At 40.8% G+C, this 15,019-nt stretch carries 15 protein-coding genes; 5 read left to right on the forward strand and 10 right to left on the reverse strand.

Features of this window, described 5'->3' with window-relative positions; translation table 11 throughout:
• Window positions 1–204 precede the first annotated feature (204 nt).
• The 3 genes from hemL to arsC all read right to left on the reverse strand — a co-directional run bounded on the left by hemL (window position 205) and on the right by arsC (window position 2,910).
• Entirely contained in the window at window positions 205–1,494 is a 1,290-nt protein-coding gene (gene hemL, locus GY065_RS04690; protein WP_174833255.1) for a glutamate-1-semialdehyde 2,1-aminomutase, read from the reverse strand.
• A gap of 399 nt (window positions 1,495–1,893) precedes the next feature.
• A complete protein-coding gene (locus GY065_RS04695) occupies window positions 1,894–2,553 on the reverse strand; it encodes a YdcF family protein (RefSeq protein WP_174833256.1) in 660 nt (219 codons plus the stop codon).
• A gap of 3 nt (window positions 2,554–2,556) precedes the next feature.
• On the reverse strand, window positions 2,557–2,910 hold the full coding sequence (gene arsC, locus GY065_RS04700) for an arsenate reductase (glutaredoxin) (RefSeq protein WP_174833257.1): 354 nt from the start codon (window positions 2,908–2,910) through the stop codon (window positions 2,557–2,559).
• A 268-nt stretch (window positions 2,911–3,178) separates the two neighbouring features.
• Between arsC and GY065_RS04705 the strand changes: the two genes are divergently transcribed.
• Window positions 3,179–3,697: a TlpA disulfide reductase family protein gene (locus tag GY065_RS04705; RefSeq protein ID WP_174833258.1), complete on the forward strand. Its 519-nt coding sequence runs from the start codon at window positions 3,179–3,181 to the stop codon at window positions 3,695–3,697.
• Here GY065_RS04705 and nadB read toward each other — a convergent pair.
• Both nadB and nadA read right to left on the reverse strand, forming a co-directional pair.
• Complete coding sequence (gene nadB / locus GY065_RS04710) at window positions 3,692–5,230, reverse strand: L-aspartate oxidase (protein ID WP_174833259.1); 1,539 nt, start codon at window positions 5,228–5,230, stop codon at window positions 3,692–3,694. The genes GY065_RS04705 and nadB overlap by 6 nt on opposite strands.
• Window positions 5,202–6,425 (reverse strand): quinolinate synthase NadA, encoded by a 1,224-nt coding sequence (gene nadA, locus GY065_RS04715; RefSeq protein ID WP_174833260.1) that lies wholly within the window; start codon window positions 6,423–6,425, stop codon window positions 5,202–5,204. Before nadA ends, nadB begins: the two co-directional genes overlap by 29 nt.
• A gap of 217 nt (window positions 6,426–6,642) precedes the next feature.
• Here nadA and GY065_RS04720 point away from each other — a divergent pair, with 217 nt between their 5' ends.
• The 3 genes from GY065_RS04720 (at window position 6,643) to GY065_RS04730 (ending at window position 10,186) form a co-directional block, all read left to right on the forward strand.
• Window positions 6,643–7,608, forward strand: a complete 966-nt coding sequence (locus GY065_RS04720; protein WP_084554355.1) for a hypothetical protein — start codon at window positions 6,643–6,645, stop codon at window positions 7,606–7,608.
• Window positions 7,609–7,823: 215 nt separating this feature from the next.
• Window positions 7,824–8,696: a carboxylating nicotinate-nucleotide diphosphorylase gene (gene nadC / locus GY065_RS04725; protein ID WP_174833261.1), complete on the forward strand. Its 873-nt coding sequence runs from the start codon at window positions 7,824–7,826 to the stop codon at window positions 8,694–8,696.
• A gap of 92 nt (window positions 8,697–8,788) precedes the next feature.
• The gene (locus tag GY065_RS04730) at window positions 8,789–10,186 is read left to right on the forward strand and encodes an FAD-binding oxidoreductase (protein WP_174833262.1); all 1,398 of its coding nucleotides are present in this window, start codon (window positions 8,789–8,791) and stop codon (window positions 10,184–10,186) included.
• 110 nt (window positions 10,187–10,296) lie between these two features.
• Here the strand turns inward: GY065_RS04730 and serC are convergent, their stop codons facing one another.
• Together serC and GY065_RS04740 are read right to left on the reverse strand one after the other, a co-directional pair.
• Window positions 10,297–11,400, reverse strand: a complete 1,104-nt coding sequence (gene serC / locus GY065_RS04735; protein WP_084551571.1) for a 3-phosphoserine/phosphohydroxythreonine transaminase — start codon at window positions 11,398–11,400, stop codon at window positions 10,297–10,299.
• A 315-nt stretch (window positions 11,401–11,715) separates the two neighbouring features.
• Complete coding sequence (locus GY065_RS04740; protein WP_174833263.1) at window positions 11,716–12,531, reverse strand: molybdopterin-binding protein; 816 nt, start codon at window positions 12,529–12,531, stop codon at window positions 11,716–11,718.
• A gap of 133 nt (window positions 12,532–12,664) precedes the next feature.
• Between GY065_RS04740 and GY065_RS04745 the strand changes: the two genes are divergently transcribed.
• Entirely contained in the window at window positions 12,665–13,507 is an 843-nt protein-coding gene (locus GY065_RS04745) for an META and DUF4377 domain-containing protein (RefSeq protein ID WP_174833264.1), read from the forward strand.
• A gap of 101 nt (window positions 13,508–13,608) precedes the next feature.
• On the opposite strand, the gene GY065_RS04750 is transcribed toward GY065_RS04745, so the two are convergent.
• The 3 genes from GY065_RS04750 to GY065_RS04760 all read right to left on the reverse strand — a co-directional run bounded on the left by GY065_RS04750 (window position 13,609) and on the right by GY065_RS04760 (window position 15,010).
• Window positions 13,609–14,037 carry a hypothetical protein gene (locus GY065_RS04750; protein ID WP_174833265.1) on the reverse strand — a complete coding sequence of 143 codons (429 nt, stop codon included), beginning with the start codon at window positions 14,035–14,037 and terminating at the stop codon, window positions 13,609–13,611.
• Between the two features lie 160 nt (window positions 14,038–14,197).
• The gene (locus tag GY065_RS04755) at window positions 14,198–14,644 is read right to left on the reverse strand and encodes a type IV pilin protein (protein ID WP_174833288.1); all 447 of its coding nucleotides are present in this window, start codon (window positions 14,642–14,644) and stop codon (window positions 14,198–14,200) included.
• A 30-nt stretch (window positions 14,645–14,674) separates the two neighbouring features.
• Window positions 14,675–15,010 (reverse strand): DUF2288 domain-containing protein, encoded by a 336-nt coding sequence (locus tag GY065_RS04760; protein WP_174833266.1) that lies wholly within the window; start codon window positions 15,008–15,010, stop codon window positions 14,675–14,677.
• Window positions 15,011–15,019 lie beyond the last annotated feature (9 nt).

Raw genomic sequence — 15,019 nt, forward strand, 5'->3', positions numbered from 1 at the left:
TAATAAAATATTAATTATTTCCTTGCTGTGATAATAAATAAAGTTTTTTAAGAATATAAATGTTTATATGGTTTAATATGTGATGGACACTGATATAAATATAAAATATTTAAATTATTTCTTCATGATTAAGATTTAATTTAATACAACTTAAGATACCAGTGTATGTTTTACTTTTGACATACACTGGTAAGAATAAGTTTCTCAGACAGTACGCGCAATTTCCGTAAATGCTTCGGCAGCTAAACCCAGTGTATCTGCAATGATTTCACTGCTATGAGCAGCTGAAACAAAACCCGCTTCATATGCTGATGGTGCAAATGCAGCACCGCGTGATAGCATGGCATGGAAAAACTCTTTAAATAGTATCTGATTAGTGTTTTGCATATCTGCAAAACAGGATGGCAGATTATCAGTAAAGTAGAAACCAAACATACCGCCTTCACTGCGGCTGCTGAAAGGGATATTGGCTTCACGTGCGATTGCCGTCAGACCATCACTAAGCTGTCGGGTATGTTTGCTGAGTGTAGTGTAAAAATCGGGTCGTTGTATGATTTCCAGTGTTTTCAGTCCGGCCGTCACGCATACCGGATTACCGGAAAGAGTACCTGCTTGATAAACAGCACCTAAAGGCGATATATTGGCCATGATGTCTGCACGACCACCGAAAGCTGCTACTGGCATGCCTCCGCCAATTACTTTGCCAATTGTCGTTAAATCAGGCTTAATACCATGGATGGACTGTGCTCCGCCTAGGGCAACACGAAAACCGGTCATTACTTCATCGTAAATAAGAACACTTCCGTACCGTTCTGTAAGTTCCCGCAGTGCCCGAACAAACTCTGTTGTAGCAGGTATCATGTTCATATTACCGGCAATTGGTTCGACAATAACACAGGCAATACTGTCGCCTTTATTGGCAAACGTTTGTTGCAAAGCCTCAACGTTATTATAAGGTAATACCAGTGTATGGCGGCTGAAATCTTCAGGTACACCTGCTGAGCTAGGGTTACCAAAAGTTAACAGACCGGATCCGGCCTTAACCAGCAGACTATCTGAATGACCATGATAACAGCCTTCAAACTTAATAATATTGTCCCGTCCGGTAAAACCTCTGGCCAGACGGATAGTGCTCATGGTTGCTTCTGTACCTGAGCTGACCAGCCGAATCTGTTCCATACTGGGCATGATATGGCGTATTTCTTCAGCAATACGAATTTCATTTTCTGTCGGGGTTCCAAAAGATAAGCCATTTTTGGCCGCCTGACAGACTGCCTGAACAACTTCAGGATGTGCATGTCCGACAATGGCAGGTCCCCATGAGCCGACATAATCAATATATCGTGTTTGATTTTCATCCCATACATACGCTCCCTGAGCTTTATTAATAAAGCGGGGTATGCCTCCGACACTTCCAAACGCCCGAACAGGAGAATTTACTCCCCCGGGAATAATGGTTTTTGCTTTTTCAAAAAGCTGCTGGTTTCTATCCATGATTATGACCTCTGCTTTATTGGAATATCAGATACCTTGCATTCAGGGATTAATCATACTATCGATTACACTTAAAGGTTAATTGTCTTTAGCCTTTGGACAGGTATCCGGGAGATAAAATAAATTATCATTACAGCATTAAATATACTCAATTAAGAAAATAAATTTTTATTACATATTAATATAATAATTTTTACTACTGATATCTGATTAAGCAATATTCATCTTATTTTTCTGAAAATATAAAGAGTCTATAGCAAATTGTAAAATCATAAGTTATATACAAAAAATCGAGCTAAGATTTTTTAGATTTAAAATAGTATAACTATATGATAATTATGTTTTTAGCTAAAATAATGGTCTGAGTTGTCAGATTTTTGGCAATAAAAGGATAAATTATTAAATAAGCGTACGCAGAATGCGAATTAGACGCGGAAAATTTGCCAGATGCTGCACCCACTGATAAATCATCAAGGTATAACTCTCCTGTACAATGAAGCGTAATTTCGACTGAGTTGCAGTATATCGGGTAGTCGGAGTAGGAGAAACCTGTACATTTAAACCCAGATCCCGAGCCATAAAACACGCACGTGCCAGATGGTATGGATCACTGACTATAATAAAACTTTCTAAATCATTGTCTTCTGCTATGGCTTTTGCATTAACCAGATTTTGCCAGGTATCACGCGAATGATTTTCATAAATAATATCATTGGCATCTACGCCGTTACGGATAGCATAGCGTCGTCCGACGGCTGCTTCTGTCATGAAACCGGCTCTGGGGCTGCCACCAGTAAAGAGAATTTTTTTTACTATGCCGGCACGATACAGATTAATGGCATGATTGATACGTTCACGGAATACTGGTGAAGGACGTTTGTCCCATGCTGCTGCACCAAGCACAATAGCAGCATCGGATTCTGTTAATAATTTTTGTGGATGACCAAACTGGTAGACGGTGGCAACACTAAAAGCATAATTGGCCACAACGAACAAACAACATCCGGCAATCACCGTGCGCAGACAATACCAGAAACCGAAACGTGAACCAGAGCTCATTTATTATTCGAGTAAAGCTTCAATATTCGTTAATGGGCGGCCGATAGCGGCATGTTCGCCGTATACAGCTATAGGACGTTCGATCAGAATCGGGTGTGTAGCCATCGCGGCAATCAGTGTATCTTCATCCGCCTCGCGCAAATTCAATTGTGTAAACAGATCATCTTTACTACGCATCATTTCCCGAGCTGAATTGATGGCCAGTTTTTGTTTAAGTGAACGAATTTGTGCCTCAGATAAAGGCTCGGTCAGGTAGGGAATGACTTTGGTATTTACATTGCGTACCCGAAGTAAAGACAGGGCTGCCCGCGATTTAGAGCAATTCGGATTGTGGTACAGTATGACGGTATTTGTCATGATTATCCCTGAACTTCTAAAAATAAAAAATCTAAATTGGAAGTGTGGACGAAACTTCAAATTTTGACAAGTATTATTAATTATTCTAAAGCTAAAGCTGAATTAATGTGCCGGATGTAAATAAATTATCTGTTTTTAAATATGTGTTTCAATTGATTTATACAAAATAAAAATAAATAAACCCCTTAACTGCTAATGTTTTTGCTGCAAAATTGTATATGAATTATTCTATAATAATTGCTATTAAAAGTAATATTAAGGTAATGATATGTTTCCGTCTGCCGGAGTCTTAAAAAAAATATTTTTAATTAGTGCGCTGTTTCTGAGTTGTATTCATGTACATGCTGCAGAATTACAAAACTGGCCTCAGCGTACACCGGCCACTTTACCAACTAATTCCCCGATACTGGTGGTTAATGTCTGGGCAACATGGTGTAAACCTTGTCGTAGTGAAATAGCTATGCTTTCGCGCTGGTATCAGCAACAACGAACTTCAGGGAAGAAAACCATTGCTGTCGTTGGTGTATCTTTAGATAATGATGCAAATTTACAACGCTTTACTCAGCAGATGTCATTACCGTATCCGTTATACCGTTATACAGGTTCGGATAGCCGCGCATGGATGCAACGTTTAGGCAATAATATTGGCGGAGTACCTTTTACTCAGGTTCAGGCACCTAAATGCGGTTTTCATCGGGCATTGATAGGTACACTGAGTGAAATAAAGCTGAATCAAGTGATTGCTGAAGCCAGACAGCAGTGTAAACAGCACAAGGTTCGTTTATAGATTTTCCTGTAGGTCAAGATTAAAGTGGGTGCCACGGTTCATTTGCTGATTCAGTCCGTCCTGTACCATTAATAACGCAGTTACCAGTGACAGCTTATGTTGCTGATTTATGGTTTGCCGATACCAGTATTGTAATATTTTATGCAGCGTGAGCATTTCATCAGTTCGCCGGCAAATTCCAAAATAACGGCTCATGGAGTGTTGCAGTGCTTGCATGCTGAAAGAAGGGATATCCTGAATCGGATGAGGTTGTTCCGGGAAAATAATTTCCTGCCAGGTTAATTCTGATGAATTCATCTGCTGATTGATTGGCCATATTTGCGGATGTTCTTTAGAAGCAACTATCGATGCCGCGGCATTGCGTCCGGTTACGACACATTCAAGTAAAGAATTACTGGCTAGACGATTGGCACCATGTAGCCCGGTACAGGCAGTTTCACCTATAGCATACAACTGAGCCATATCGGTACGCCCATCGGTGTCTGTAACAATGCCACCACAGGCATAGTGTGCTGCTGGTGCTACCGGAATTAATTCACGAGTGATATCCAGACCCAGTTGCAGACAATGTTGATGAATTTGCGGGAAATGTGCGCGGATAAAGCTTTCAGGTAAATGAGTGATATCCAGATACACACAGTGATGGCCGGTTTTGGCTATTTCGCTGGCAATGGCGCGTGCAACAATATCACGCGGAGCCAGCTCGGCACGGTTATCGTATTTAGGCATAAAGCGCCGGCCTTGCTGATTACGTAAAATACCTCCTTCACCTCGTACAGCCTCAGAAATTAGAAAACACGGATTTTCGGGTAAGGCAAGTGCTGTGGGATGGAACTGTACAAAAGCCAGATTTTGCGTTCTGCAACCAGCCAGAGCCGCTAAAGCAACTCCTTGTCCATTTGCTGTTACCGGATTGGTGGTCAGAGGGAATAATTGTCCCAATCCTCCGGTTGCCAGTACAGTATGCTTAGCCTGAATAGTTACGGTCTCATCAGTTTGTGCCATCTGTACGACTGCTCCAGTACAAACTGAATTTTCATACACTAAATCGATAACACAGCTATGCGGCAAAATATGAATATTTGGTCGTGCTGATAGCTGTTGTTGGAGTGTATGAGTAATACTGTGACCAGTATGATCTGCCGCATGTACGATACGCCGCCGGCCATGTCCGCCTTCACGTGTCAGATGCAGGCGACCATTCTCACGGGTAAATTCCACGCCATGGGCGCATAACCATTCAATAGCACTGTTGCCTTCAGCCAGAATTTCGGCAGTTTGTTTTTCATTGCAGCAGCCGGCACCGGCTATAAGCGTATCCTTAATATGTTCGGCTACACTGTCTGCCTGATCAATAACAGCTGCTACTCCGCCTTGTGCCAGATTACTGGCACAGGTTGATAAATCTTCTTTTGCCAGCAAAGTAATGTGAAAATTTTCCGGTAAAGATAAGGCTACCGTCAGCCCGGCCAAACCGGCACCAATAATCAAAACATCAGTAGTATTAACAGAGCAGGGTGTGATATTGGTCATGTTGGCTAATCCAGTGAGCAAAAATATCGGGTGAATGGTTTTCTGTATGGTGAAGATTGGTCTTATCAGTATGAAATTCCCGCCATGCAGTTGAAAAATCAAGCATACGCTGTATGGAAATACCAGCCTGTTTACCTAAAGCAGAAGGTAGATCAATTTTATGATGTTCTGGTTTGCTTAAAGCATCTATACAGGCTTGTAATCCGTTCATAGCCATCCAAGGGCAGAAAGCACAAGACTTGCAGGTGGCACCATTGCCTGCAGTAGGCGCAGCCAGAAAGGTTTTTTCCGGAGCATGTTTATGCATTTCATGTAATATGCCCTGATCTGTCGCTACAATAAATGTATCTGCCGAATCGTGAATTGCTGCCTGCAACAGACGGCTGGTAGAACCTACTACATCAGCTAAAGCAACTACAGCAGCCGGTGATTCAGGATGAACCAATATTTTGGCATGCGGATAGCGTGCTTTCATTAAAGCCAGTTCCTGACCTTTAAATTCATTATGTACCAGACAGGAACCTTGCCAGAGCACCATATCTGCACCAGTCTGATTCTGAATATATTCTCCAAGATGTCTGTCCGGACCCCAGATAATTTTTTTTCCTTGGGCATGTAAAAAAGAAACAATTTCCAGAGCAATTGACGAAGTAACGACCCAGTCAGCCCTGGCCTTAACTTCGGCACTGGTATTGGCGTAAACCACAACTGTCCGATCCGGATATTGGTTGCAGAAAGCAGTAAATTCTTCTGCCGGACAACCCAGATCAAGAGAGCAGGTGGCTTCAGTATCGGGCATAAGAATAGTTTTTTCCGGACTGAGTATTCGTGCTGTTTCGCCCATAAATTTCACTCCGGCTACCAATAATGTCTTTGCCGGATGCTGTGCTCCGAAACGTGCCATTTCCAGTGAATCACCAACCATGCCGCCAGTAGCCAGAGCCAGATCCTGCAATTCCGGTTCAACATAGTAATGTGCCAGCATCACAGCTTGCTGTTGCTGTAATAAAGCTTTTACCTGTTCAATATATTTTTGCTTTTGCTGCCGGTCCAATTGCTGTGGAATTTTAGCCCAGGCACATTGCAGCACAGCAGATTCATCTTTAGTAGTTTGTGCAGCATTCTCAGTAGCTGCAACTGATGACAATTGTGGTTTTTCGTAATCGAATGCACGCCATTGATTGGTACTTTGCATAATTGCTCCTGAAAGGAATAATTAATTATGCTCATAATGAGTATATAAGGCAATACGAAAAAACCAAAAACTCGAATAAACTCGACTGAATGAGATAATTAGTTGAATTCAGTTAGATACAACGGTGCTTTTGCGGTAATGTACTCAATCAGTGAATTTTGTTTTTTTGCGACAAATTCTTTACAATTAGCCAGCTTTAATAAAGGAGTTTATCCGCATGCACTCTTCAGCTGAATATTCATCTTCAAGTTATAGCGACAGTGCAGCTGAACTCGTGGCGGTATTGTTTGCTGTTACCGATTTTAGTGCGCGGGTACTTACCATAAACGATGGAAAACTATTGCCATATGGTCCGCTGAAGCCTGTACATCATTCTTTACAGGCTGGTGCCAGAACTTGGGTACATCAGCAGACAGGTCAGCCATTAGGCTATATGGAACAGTTATATACATTTGTTGATGTCAAACGCAGCCATCATTGCGGCCATGCTGTAATTAATATCAGCTATCTCGGACTGGTAAAAGAAGCTGCTGAGAGTGGTTTAAAGCTGGAAGCCAAATGGCATGACTGGTATGAATTTTTTCCTTGGGAAGACAGCAGACTGCCTCAGCATAAGCATAAGCAGATACTTGATCAATTAATCCTGCCGATGCAGAACTGGGTAGATGCTGCTCCGAATCAGGAAATCCGCAATCAGCGTCAGCAGCGTCTGAATTTATGCTGGGGGATAAACGGGCAGCAATGGCTGGCAGAAAATGCTCTGTTGCGTTATGAATTGATGTATGAAGTTGGCATGATCACTGAATCTCCCTATTTCGACGGTCGTCTGCCGGCTATGCTGACCGGTCGCTCCATGCAGTTTAATCATCGCCGTATTCTTGCTACTGCTGTATCTCGTTTACGAGCTAAATTACAGTATCGTCCGGTAATTTTTGATTTAATGCCGCCTCAATTTACTCTATATCAGTTGCAGAGAAGCATAGAGGCGCTGAATGGCGTAGATTTACATAAACAGAATTTTCGCAGATTAATCAACAATCAGCAGCTGGTTGTGCCAACCGGAACCACAGTAGTGGCTGAGCGCGGACGTCCGGCACAGCTGTACCGTTTTAATGAAAATGTTTTACAGGAAAGTCTGCTCTCCGGTTACAGATTACCATTAATTAATAACCATATTCAGTAATTCGGATAGCATAATTGTTATCAATTCTGTTGATAAAATAGAAATTTTCTAATTAAAAATTTTTGATTCTTGGTTTTAAACAAATAAATCTGATTAATTTGCTGAATTTAAAAACTACCACTTTTCAAATTTATCTGCTTATTATTTGTTAACGTATTTTCAGACTTTGACTACTGATATATACTCCAAAAGAGTATATATCAGGGCTTAACAATATGATTAGCGATTTACCAGAAATAATTACCCGGCCACTGGTACAGGCTGCACTGTCAGAAGATTTAGGCAGACGCGGAGATGTTACCTCACAGGCAGTGATACCGGCAGACAGGATGGCCGCATTCAGTATTGTAACCAGAGTGCCCGGTGTGGTATGCGGCTTAGAGCTGGCCCGGCAGAGCTTCGCTCTGATGAATGAAAATCTGGAATTTACTGCATACAAAAATGATGGTGATATTATCGCTGCCGGTACAGTGCTGGCCCGGGTTGCCGGTAATGCGCGTGCTATTCTCGCTGCCGAACGCACAGCGTTAAACTTTCTGACGCATCTTAGCGGAATAGCCACTACAACTCATGAAACTCAGAAATCTATAGCCCATACCGGAGCTCAGCTGACGTGTACACGTAAAACCATACCTAATTTGCGAATAGTCCAGAAATATGCAGTAAGAATGGGCGGGGGATGTAATCATCGTATGGGTCTGGATGATGCCATACTGATTAAGGACAATCACATAGCGCTTAGCGGGGGAGATATTATTACTGCTGTTAAGCAAGCTAAATCTTATGCCGGCCATTTGATTGCAGTGGAAGTAGAAGTTGACACATTGGAGCAACTGCGTCAGATTCTGGATGAAGGCGTCAGTTTGGTATTGCTGGATAATATGTCAATAGAAGAAATGCGAACAGCTGTGAGCTGGTGTAAGGGACATTGTCAGACTGAGGCTTCAGGTAATTTGCGACCGGATACTGTGGTAGCTGCTGCAGAAACAGGCGTAGATTTTCTGGCGATGGGCTATTTGACCCACAGCGCACGCTATCTGGATATTGGTCTGGATTATGCAGATAATCAGAATATTCTGAAAAAGTGAAAATAATCAAAAATTTTGTTTTAGAACAAATATTATACTATCATTAATTAGTACAATAATATTTATTTTATAAGAATAAATATTATTTAATAATGAAAAAACTAATTACCTGGTATAGCTGTTTTTGTTTGTTGTTGCCATTAACGGCGTATGCGGTGGTAGTCAATGATGTTACCGGTATGACGCCGGTAGAGATGTCCTCTGTGATACAGCCTGAATCAACCGAGGAGGTTGCAAAGCTGGTTAAGCACACAACCGGTCCCATTAGTATAGCTGGTGGTAAATACAGTATGGGCGGGCAAACTGCTGTTCAGAATGGCGTACAAATAGATACTCAAAAACTCAATCATGTAATTGCTTTTGATCCTGAACAAAAACTTTTAACTATAGAAGCAGGTGCAAACTGGCGTCAGGTACAGGAGCTGATTGATCCATATGGATTATCTGTGAAAATCATGCAAAGTTTGGCTGATTTTAGTATTGGTGGTTCTTTAAGTGTTAATGTACATGGTCGATATATGGGGTCAGGTCCTATTATCCTGTCTGTTGAACAAATTAAAATAGTACTGGCAGATGGTTCAATAGTTTTAGCCAGTCCGCAAGAAAATTCGGATATTTTTTATGGTGCTATTGGTGGCTATGGTGCACTAGGAGTTATCACAGAAGTAACATTACGCCTTACTGAAAATGTAAAAGTAAAACGAATTAATGATGTAATGCCGATTAGTCAGTATTCCTCTTATTTCTCTGAGCAGATTCGTTCTGACAGAACGGCCATATTTCATAATGCCATTATTTATCCTCCTGATTTCAAAAAGGTCAGAGCAGTGACTTTTAAGCAGACTGATGAACCATTAACTATTTCTGCCCGTTTAAGACCTCTTTCTGCACCAACACGCAAACGCCAAAGACAATTGAAAATTGTTGCTGCATCGGATTTTGGTAAAGAATTGCGCAAATTATATGATGATGCCTATTTTGTAAAACAGCCAGTAATGATGCGTAATTATGAAGCCAGCTTAGCAGTAGCGCTTTTAGAGCCTATTTCCATGCACGATAAAAGTTTTGCTTTGGAAGAATATTTCATACCAGTAGAAAAGTTTGATGATTTTTATCCGCAGATGATCGACATCCTGAAAAAGCATCAGGCAAATATTATCAATATCTCTATTCGCCATGCTAATCCTGATAGTGGTTCTTTGCTGGCATGGGCTCAAACTGAGGTATTTGCTTTTGTGATTTATTATCAGCAAGGAACTGATGAACAGAGTAAAAAACAGGTAGGAATATGGACACGGGAATTAATAGATGCGGCATTGGCAAACGGAGGTACTTATTATTTACCTTATCAATTGCATGCAACTGAGGAGCAATTTCAGCGAGCATACCCACGGGCAGCAGAATTTTTTAAGCTTAAAGAGCGCTTAGATCTAGAGAATAAATTTAGTAATCTATTTCTGGAGCGGTACCGTCCGGCAACCACTCACTAGACATTGGGTTTGAACTTAGCTTTGAGCGAATTGAATATTTCCAGAATAGGGATGAAAAACTGGTGTGGTATATTATCGCCACACCAGTAATCAGAAAAAAAATCAGTTAATTATCCGTAGCGGCGCTGAAATTCCTGCATGAACTCCACTAAAGCTTCAACCCCCTGTATGGGCATGGCATTATAAATACTCGCCCGCATTCCACCCATTGATTTATAGCCTTGTAATCCGCTCAAACCATGAGCACCGGCTTGCATTACAAATATCTTATCCAGCTCTTTTGTAGGTGTATGAAAAATAACATTCATCTGTGAGCGTGCATGCTGTTTCACATTATTGATATAAAATCCATTGCTGTTATCGATAGCAGAATACAAAGTTTCAGCTTTAAGGGTATTAATGGCTTCCATCTGTTCCACACCACCGTGAGTTTGCAGCCAGCGAAATACCAGACCTGAAATATAAATCGGGTAAGTTGCCGGAGTGTTGTACATTCCCTGCCGGCTGATATGACTTTGATAATTCCACACATCAGGTATTCGTTCAGAACAGCGATCAAGCAGATCTTCTCGAATAATCACAATAGTAGCACCTGATGGTCCGATATTTTTTTGTGCACCGGCATAAATAACGCCAAAATCTGCCACATTTACTGGTCGTGATAAAATTTCGCTCGACATATCGCAGATGACAGGGGGCAAACCATCTGGTTTGGGAATGTTGCGATATTGTAGGCCATGTACTGTTTCATTAATGCAGTAATGAACAAATGCAGAATTTGGATCCACATCCCAGCTTTCAACCGGCGGTACATCTGTGTAGTTATATAAATCACCACCATGTGCTGCCAGATGTATTTCTGCATCGGAAAGTTTACCCATCTGGCTGTGTGCGATACGGCTCCAGTTACCGGAGACTACTGAATCAACCCGCTTAAAACCATTGGCCAGATTCATTACGACCATATTGAACTGGGCACTGGCACCGCCCTGCATGAACAAAACTTTATAGTTGTCCGGAATATGCATAAGCTGGCGCAGATCCTGCTCGGCATGGTGCAGAATACTAATAAAAGCATCTGATCGATGGCTCATGGTCATGACTGAGCAACCAGTACCATTATAATCCAGCATTTCAGCCTGTGCTGTTTCTAATACGGCCTCTGGCAGTATTGCAGGACCGGCAGAAAAATTGTATGTGTTCAGTGTTGTCATGAATAAATTTAAACCTGTTACAGAAATGTACTGTTGTTGATTAATTTCAGTCCGTTTGATGGTTGTGTATACACCGGCAGTCTGTTTACAGATTAATGTTGCAATCTGTCAGTGAACTGGTGAAATTCTAGTTGCTTGATAATGGGAACGCAAATACAAAACCGTTTTGCATGTAAAGTAGCAAAAGTATGGTTATTTCTGCCTGTTAGTATAATGGATTTAGTTTAAACCACTTTTTTTTTACGTTTGAACAGGTAATTTTTCTATAAATAATCGGATTTATTCTGAGATAAGCCATCAGTCATATCTTTATATTCAGCCCTCACTGCTTTTATCCAGCGGGATAATATTGGTTGCTCCCAGTTTTTGTAGTTCCTGTAATACATATTCCCAGGCTTCTGGCAAAAAAGCAGAATTTTCACCATGAGTTTTCAGACCGAATTCGAGACGGTAATAATGTATTTGTTCTTCTGCCGGTAAATCATCACGAATGGTGGGTAAACTAAAAGTTTTAATCCCAGGCCAGCTGTGTTCAATTGCTTCCATCAATGGCGTAATTTTGGACTCAGGCACACCATCAACCAGAGCTGCTTTAGTTACCAGTTTTTGCCGGAAAAAATTCTGCTGGTAATATTGACTCAGTACCCACTGCGCCATGGGGTGTGCCATTTGGGGAAAGCCCGGGAAAAAATAATGCTCATTGATTGAAAAACCGGCAATGTTATTGAAAGGATTAGGTATCAATGCTGAGCCCAGTGGAAACTCAGCCATTTTTGTCCGTTGCAAATGTGCAGGGCTGTCAAGAGTATCTCCCTGTTTCAGTGAAATAGCTTCAATTGCTTTTAGTGCTTCCGGATGAGGTGTTAACGGTAGGTTTAATGCCTTTGCACAGGCCTGGCGAGTATGGTCGTCTGGTGTGGCACCTATGCCGCCGGTAATAAAAACAGGTATTTTTTCTTTAAATGATTCAATAAGCTGTCTGGTAATGACTGCCTGATCATCTGGTAAATATTGCGCCCAGGCCATATATAAACCGTGTTGTTGTAATAATTGTTTGAAAAAAACAAAATGGCTGTCCTGACGCGAACCATTCAGAATTTCATCACCAATTATAATGATACCGAATTGCATAAGAATACTCCTGTATTTGCGGCAGTTGTTGCATGATAGTTATATCTGTCTGCCGAATAAAACATGACTGTTGTTTTATGTGTTGAATTATTTTAATGTGCAAGTGTAGTGTTATTTTAGCAAGGATGTACTTATGAATATCAAAAAATTAGCAGTTTCCGCTCTGATTGCCGGCAGTCTTGCTGCCTGTGCACATACATCTGACCGTAAGGTAAGTATGCGTGCCGTCACTGTTCCGCAGTTAAGTGCCGTCACTGTTCCGCAGTTAAATGCCTATGACTGGCAGCTGGCTGAAGCTACTGACCGGCAAGGCCAGCCGTTACCAGGTTTTGCAGCCGGCTCATCTATGATATTGAATTTTTCCGGTCAGCGGCTGAATATTTCCGGTGGCTGTAATAATATCAGTTCTAACTATCAGTTAAATGATCAGGATATGCAAATTCAGGCTCCGGTAAGCACTATGAAAGCCTGTGCGCCTGATATTATGGCGCAGGACTCTGCAGTTGTGGCTTTTATGAATGGTCAGATATTACATGTAGGGCTGCTTAATGCTGAAAACGACCAGAATGCGCAGCCAGAATTATGGATTGAAAACCGGCGCGGGGAACATTTGCTCTGGCGCGGTGTTCCTGCTGCCGTTGCTCAGTATGGTCAGCCTACTGTGGTATTTTGGGAAATAAGTCCGCAAACCCAAACCTGCCAAACTGCACAGGGCGCAGCCCAGTGTTTGAAAGTCAGAGAAGTTAGCTACAATGATCAGGGGGTTAAGGTTAAAACTGGTGTGTGGCGTAATTTTGCCGGCAAGATTGATGGCTGGCAGTTTAATCCGCAGGAAAATCAGGTATTACGTCTGAATGTATATGAAGTTAAACCGGATGATGTAACGGGTACAGCTACAGATAATCAGTATGTTTATAAGCTAGATCAGATAATCGAGCGCTCTGTGGTGACGTCACCGAAACGTAAATATAAATAGATTTTTATATTTTTATAATAGTTAAATAAAAAGGCAATGAAAAATCATTGCCTTTTTATTTATCGGATATTTTATATTCTATACTTTTGAAAGTTGAGAATTTACTGTTGTAAATAAACATCTGGTTCATTGTATGCATTATTCAGTATTAAAGTTTGTCTGTTATTACGCTGAGTAATTTTACCTCTACGGGTAACTGATTTGCTTTGTCCGTCTTTACTAATCTGATTCTGATAAGTGAAATTCTGATTCGGATCAAGATGAAAGGATGTTGTTTCCCAATATTGATGGCACTCCGGCTGTTTACAGTTTTTAAACAGCTTAACCTGATTATCATTCTGAATAGCTGAAGCGGATAATCTGTCGATTTCCTTTTCAATTAGCTGTTGCTGATAGTACATCTGGGCTATGATTTTTTCAGTTTCATTAAATTCATTATTATTAATAACTTCTTTATGACTAGCAGCGAGTGCAGAGTTTGTGAAAATCAAAGTAACAGAAAGTAGTAAAACAGATTTAAGTGTATTCATATATTTTTGTTAAGCAAGATATCAATCCTTTGATTTGAATCTGATATCTTGCTTGGTCTTATAGATATTAAAAAATAACAATCATTTGTATAAATTGTACATTAAATAGATAAAAATATTCTCCAATAAACACCAGTCATTAACTGTATGTGAAAGTAAATTAAAATGGTTTACAGTTTGCCCAATGGCTGAGATTACTGGCGCTTGCACTACTGTTATTGGCGTCTGTACTACTATTATTCTCTCCCCAGCACAATAACATACCACGAACACTATCATAAACAATGGATTTTTCTTCCCCGCTGTTTGCTGCAGTAGGAGTGGCTGTCAGGGAATAATTATCAGATTCATATGTGCCGGAAAAGGTGAAAAATTTTGCGCTTTTATTTTGTTTGAGCTCTTCAGAATATCCACTGAATGTATTGTTTTTAGCATAATACTTTTCCAGATTGCTAACATTTTGCATTAGGTCGGCACGGGCATTTTGTTCGCGGGTTTTTATTTGATAGTTTTTGTATGATGGGAAGACAATCGCTGCCAATATGGCAAGAATGGTAATAGTGACCATCATTTCAATCAATGTAAACCCCTGATTTTGACGTTGCATTATATTCTCTTTCTTTTAAAATGCTTATGATTAATTGTTTTCAACAATAGTATTGTCAGGCTGTACCAGCACATATGGCATAACAACTACTGCCCACATTGGCTGGTTACAATCATAATATTGTTGCGCCATTATATCGCTTACTTTACCAATTTTACCTTCTTGAATCAAAAGTGCAATGGCAGCGGAGTTATCAGTAGCTATCATGTGGGCTATATTGACCAAATCCAGTTCTGGTGCAACATATATGCAAACACCCCGGGCAAAGTGAGTTTGCAGTTCATGCCAGTTGATACGGGCAGTTTCAAGATTGATTTTCTGGTCTAATGGTATTTCATTGGTGGTTGCAAGATTTTTTGGATACATGGCTGGATA

The sequence above is a fragment of the Snodgrassella sp. ESL0323 genome (assembly GCF_013346865.1).
Lineage (GTDB): Bacteria > Pseudomonadota > Gammaproteobacteria > Burkholderiales > Neisseriaceae > Snodgrassella > Snodgrassella alvi.

Coding starts and splice junctions, on each gene's coding strand:
- hemL (WP_174833255.1), bottom strand. CDS start 1,494: ATGGATAGAAACCAGCAGCTTTTTGAAAAAGCAAAAACCATTATTCCC.
- GY065_RS04695 (WP_174833256.1), bottom strand. CDS start 2,553: ATGAGCTCTGGTTCACGTTTCGGTTTCTGGTATTGTCTGCGCACGGTG.
- arsC (WP_174833257.1), bottom strand. CDS start 2,910: ATGACAAATACCGTCATACTGTACCACAATCCGAATTGCTCTAAATCG.
- GY065_RS04705 (WP_174833258.1), top strand. CDS start 3,179: ATGTTTCCGTCTGCCGGAGTCTTAAAAAAAATATTTTTAATTAGTGCG.
- nadB (WP_174833259.1), bottom strand. CDS start 5,230: ATGACCAATATCACACCCTGCTCTGTTAATACTACTGATGTTTTGATT.
- nadA (WP_174833260.1), bottom strand. CDS start 6,425: ATGCAAAGTACCAATCAATGGCGTGCATTCGATTACGAAAAACCACAA.
- GY065_RS04720 (WP_084554355.1), top strand. CDS start 6,643: ATGCACTCTTCAGCTGAATATTCATCTTCAAGTTATAGCGACAGTGCA.
- nadC (WP_174833261.1), top strand. CDS start 7,824: ATGATTAGCGATTTACCAGAAATAATTACCCGGCCACTGGTACAGGCT.
- GY065_RS04730 (WP_174833262.1), top strand. CDS start 8,789: ATGAAAAAACTAATTACCTGGTATAGCTGTTTTTGTTTGTTGTTGCCA.
- serC (WP_084551571.1), bottom strand. CDS start 11,400: ATGACAACACTGAACACATACAATTTTTCTGCCGGTCCTGCAATACTG.
- GY065_RS04740 (WP_174833263.1), bottom strand. CDS start 12,531: ATGCAATTCGGTATCATTATAATTGGTGATGAAATTCTGAATGGTTCG.
- GY065_RS04745 (WP_174833264.1), top strand. CDS start 12,665: ATGAATATCAAAAAATTAGCAGTTTCCGCTCTGATTGCCGGCAGTCTT.
- GY065_RS04750 (WP_174833265.1), bottom strand. CDS start 14,037: ATGAATACACTTAAATCTGTTTTACTACTTTCTGTTACTTTGATTTTC.
- GY065_RS04755 (WP_174833288.1), bottom strand. CDS start 14,644: ATGCAACGTCAAAATCAGGGGTTTACATTGATTGAAATGATGGTCACT.
- GY065_RS04760 (WP_174833266.1), bottom strand. CDS start 15,010: ATGTATCCAAAAAATCTTGCAACCACCAATGAAATACCATTAGACCAG.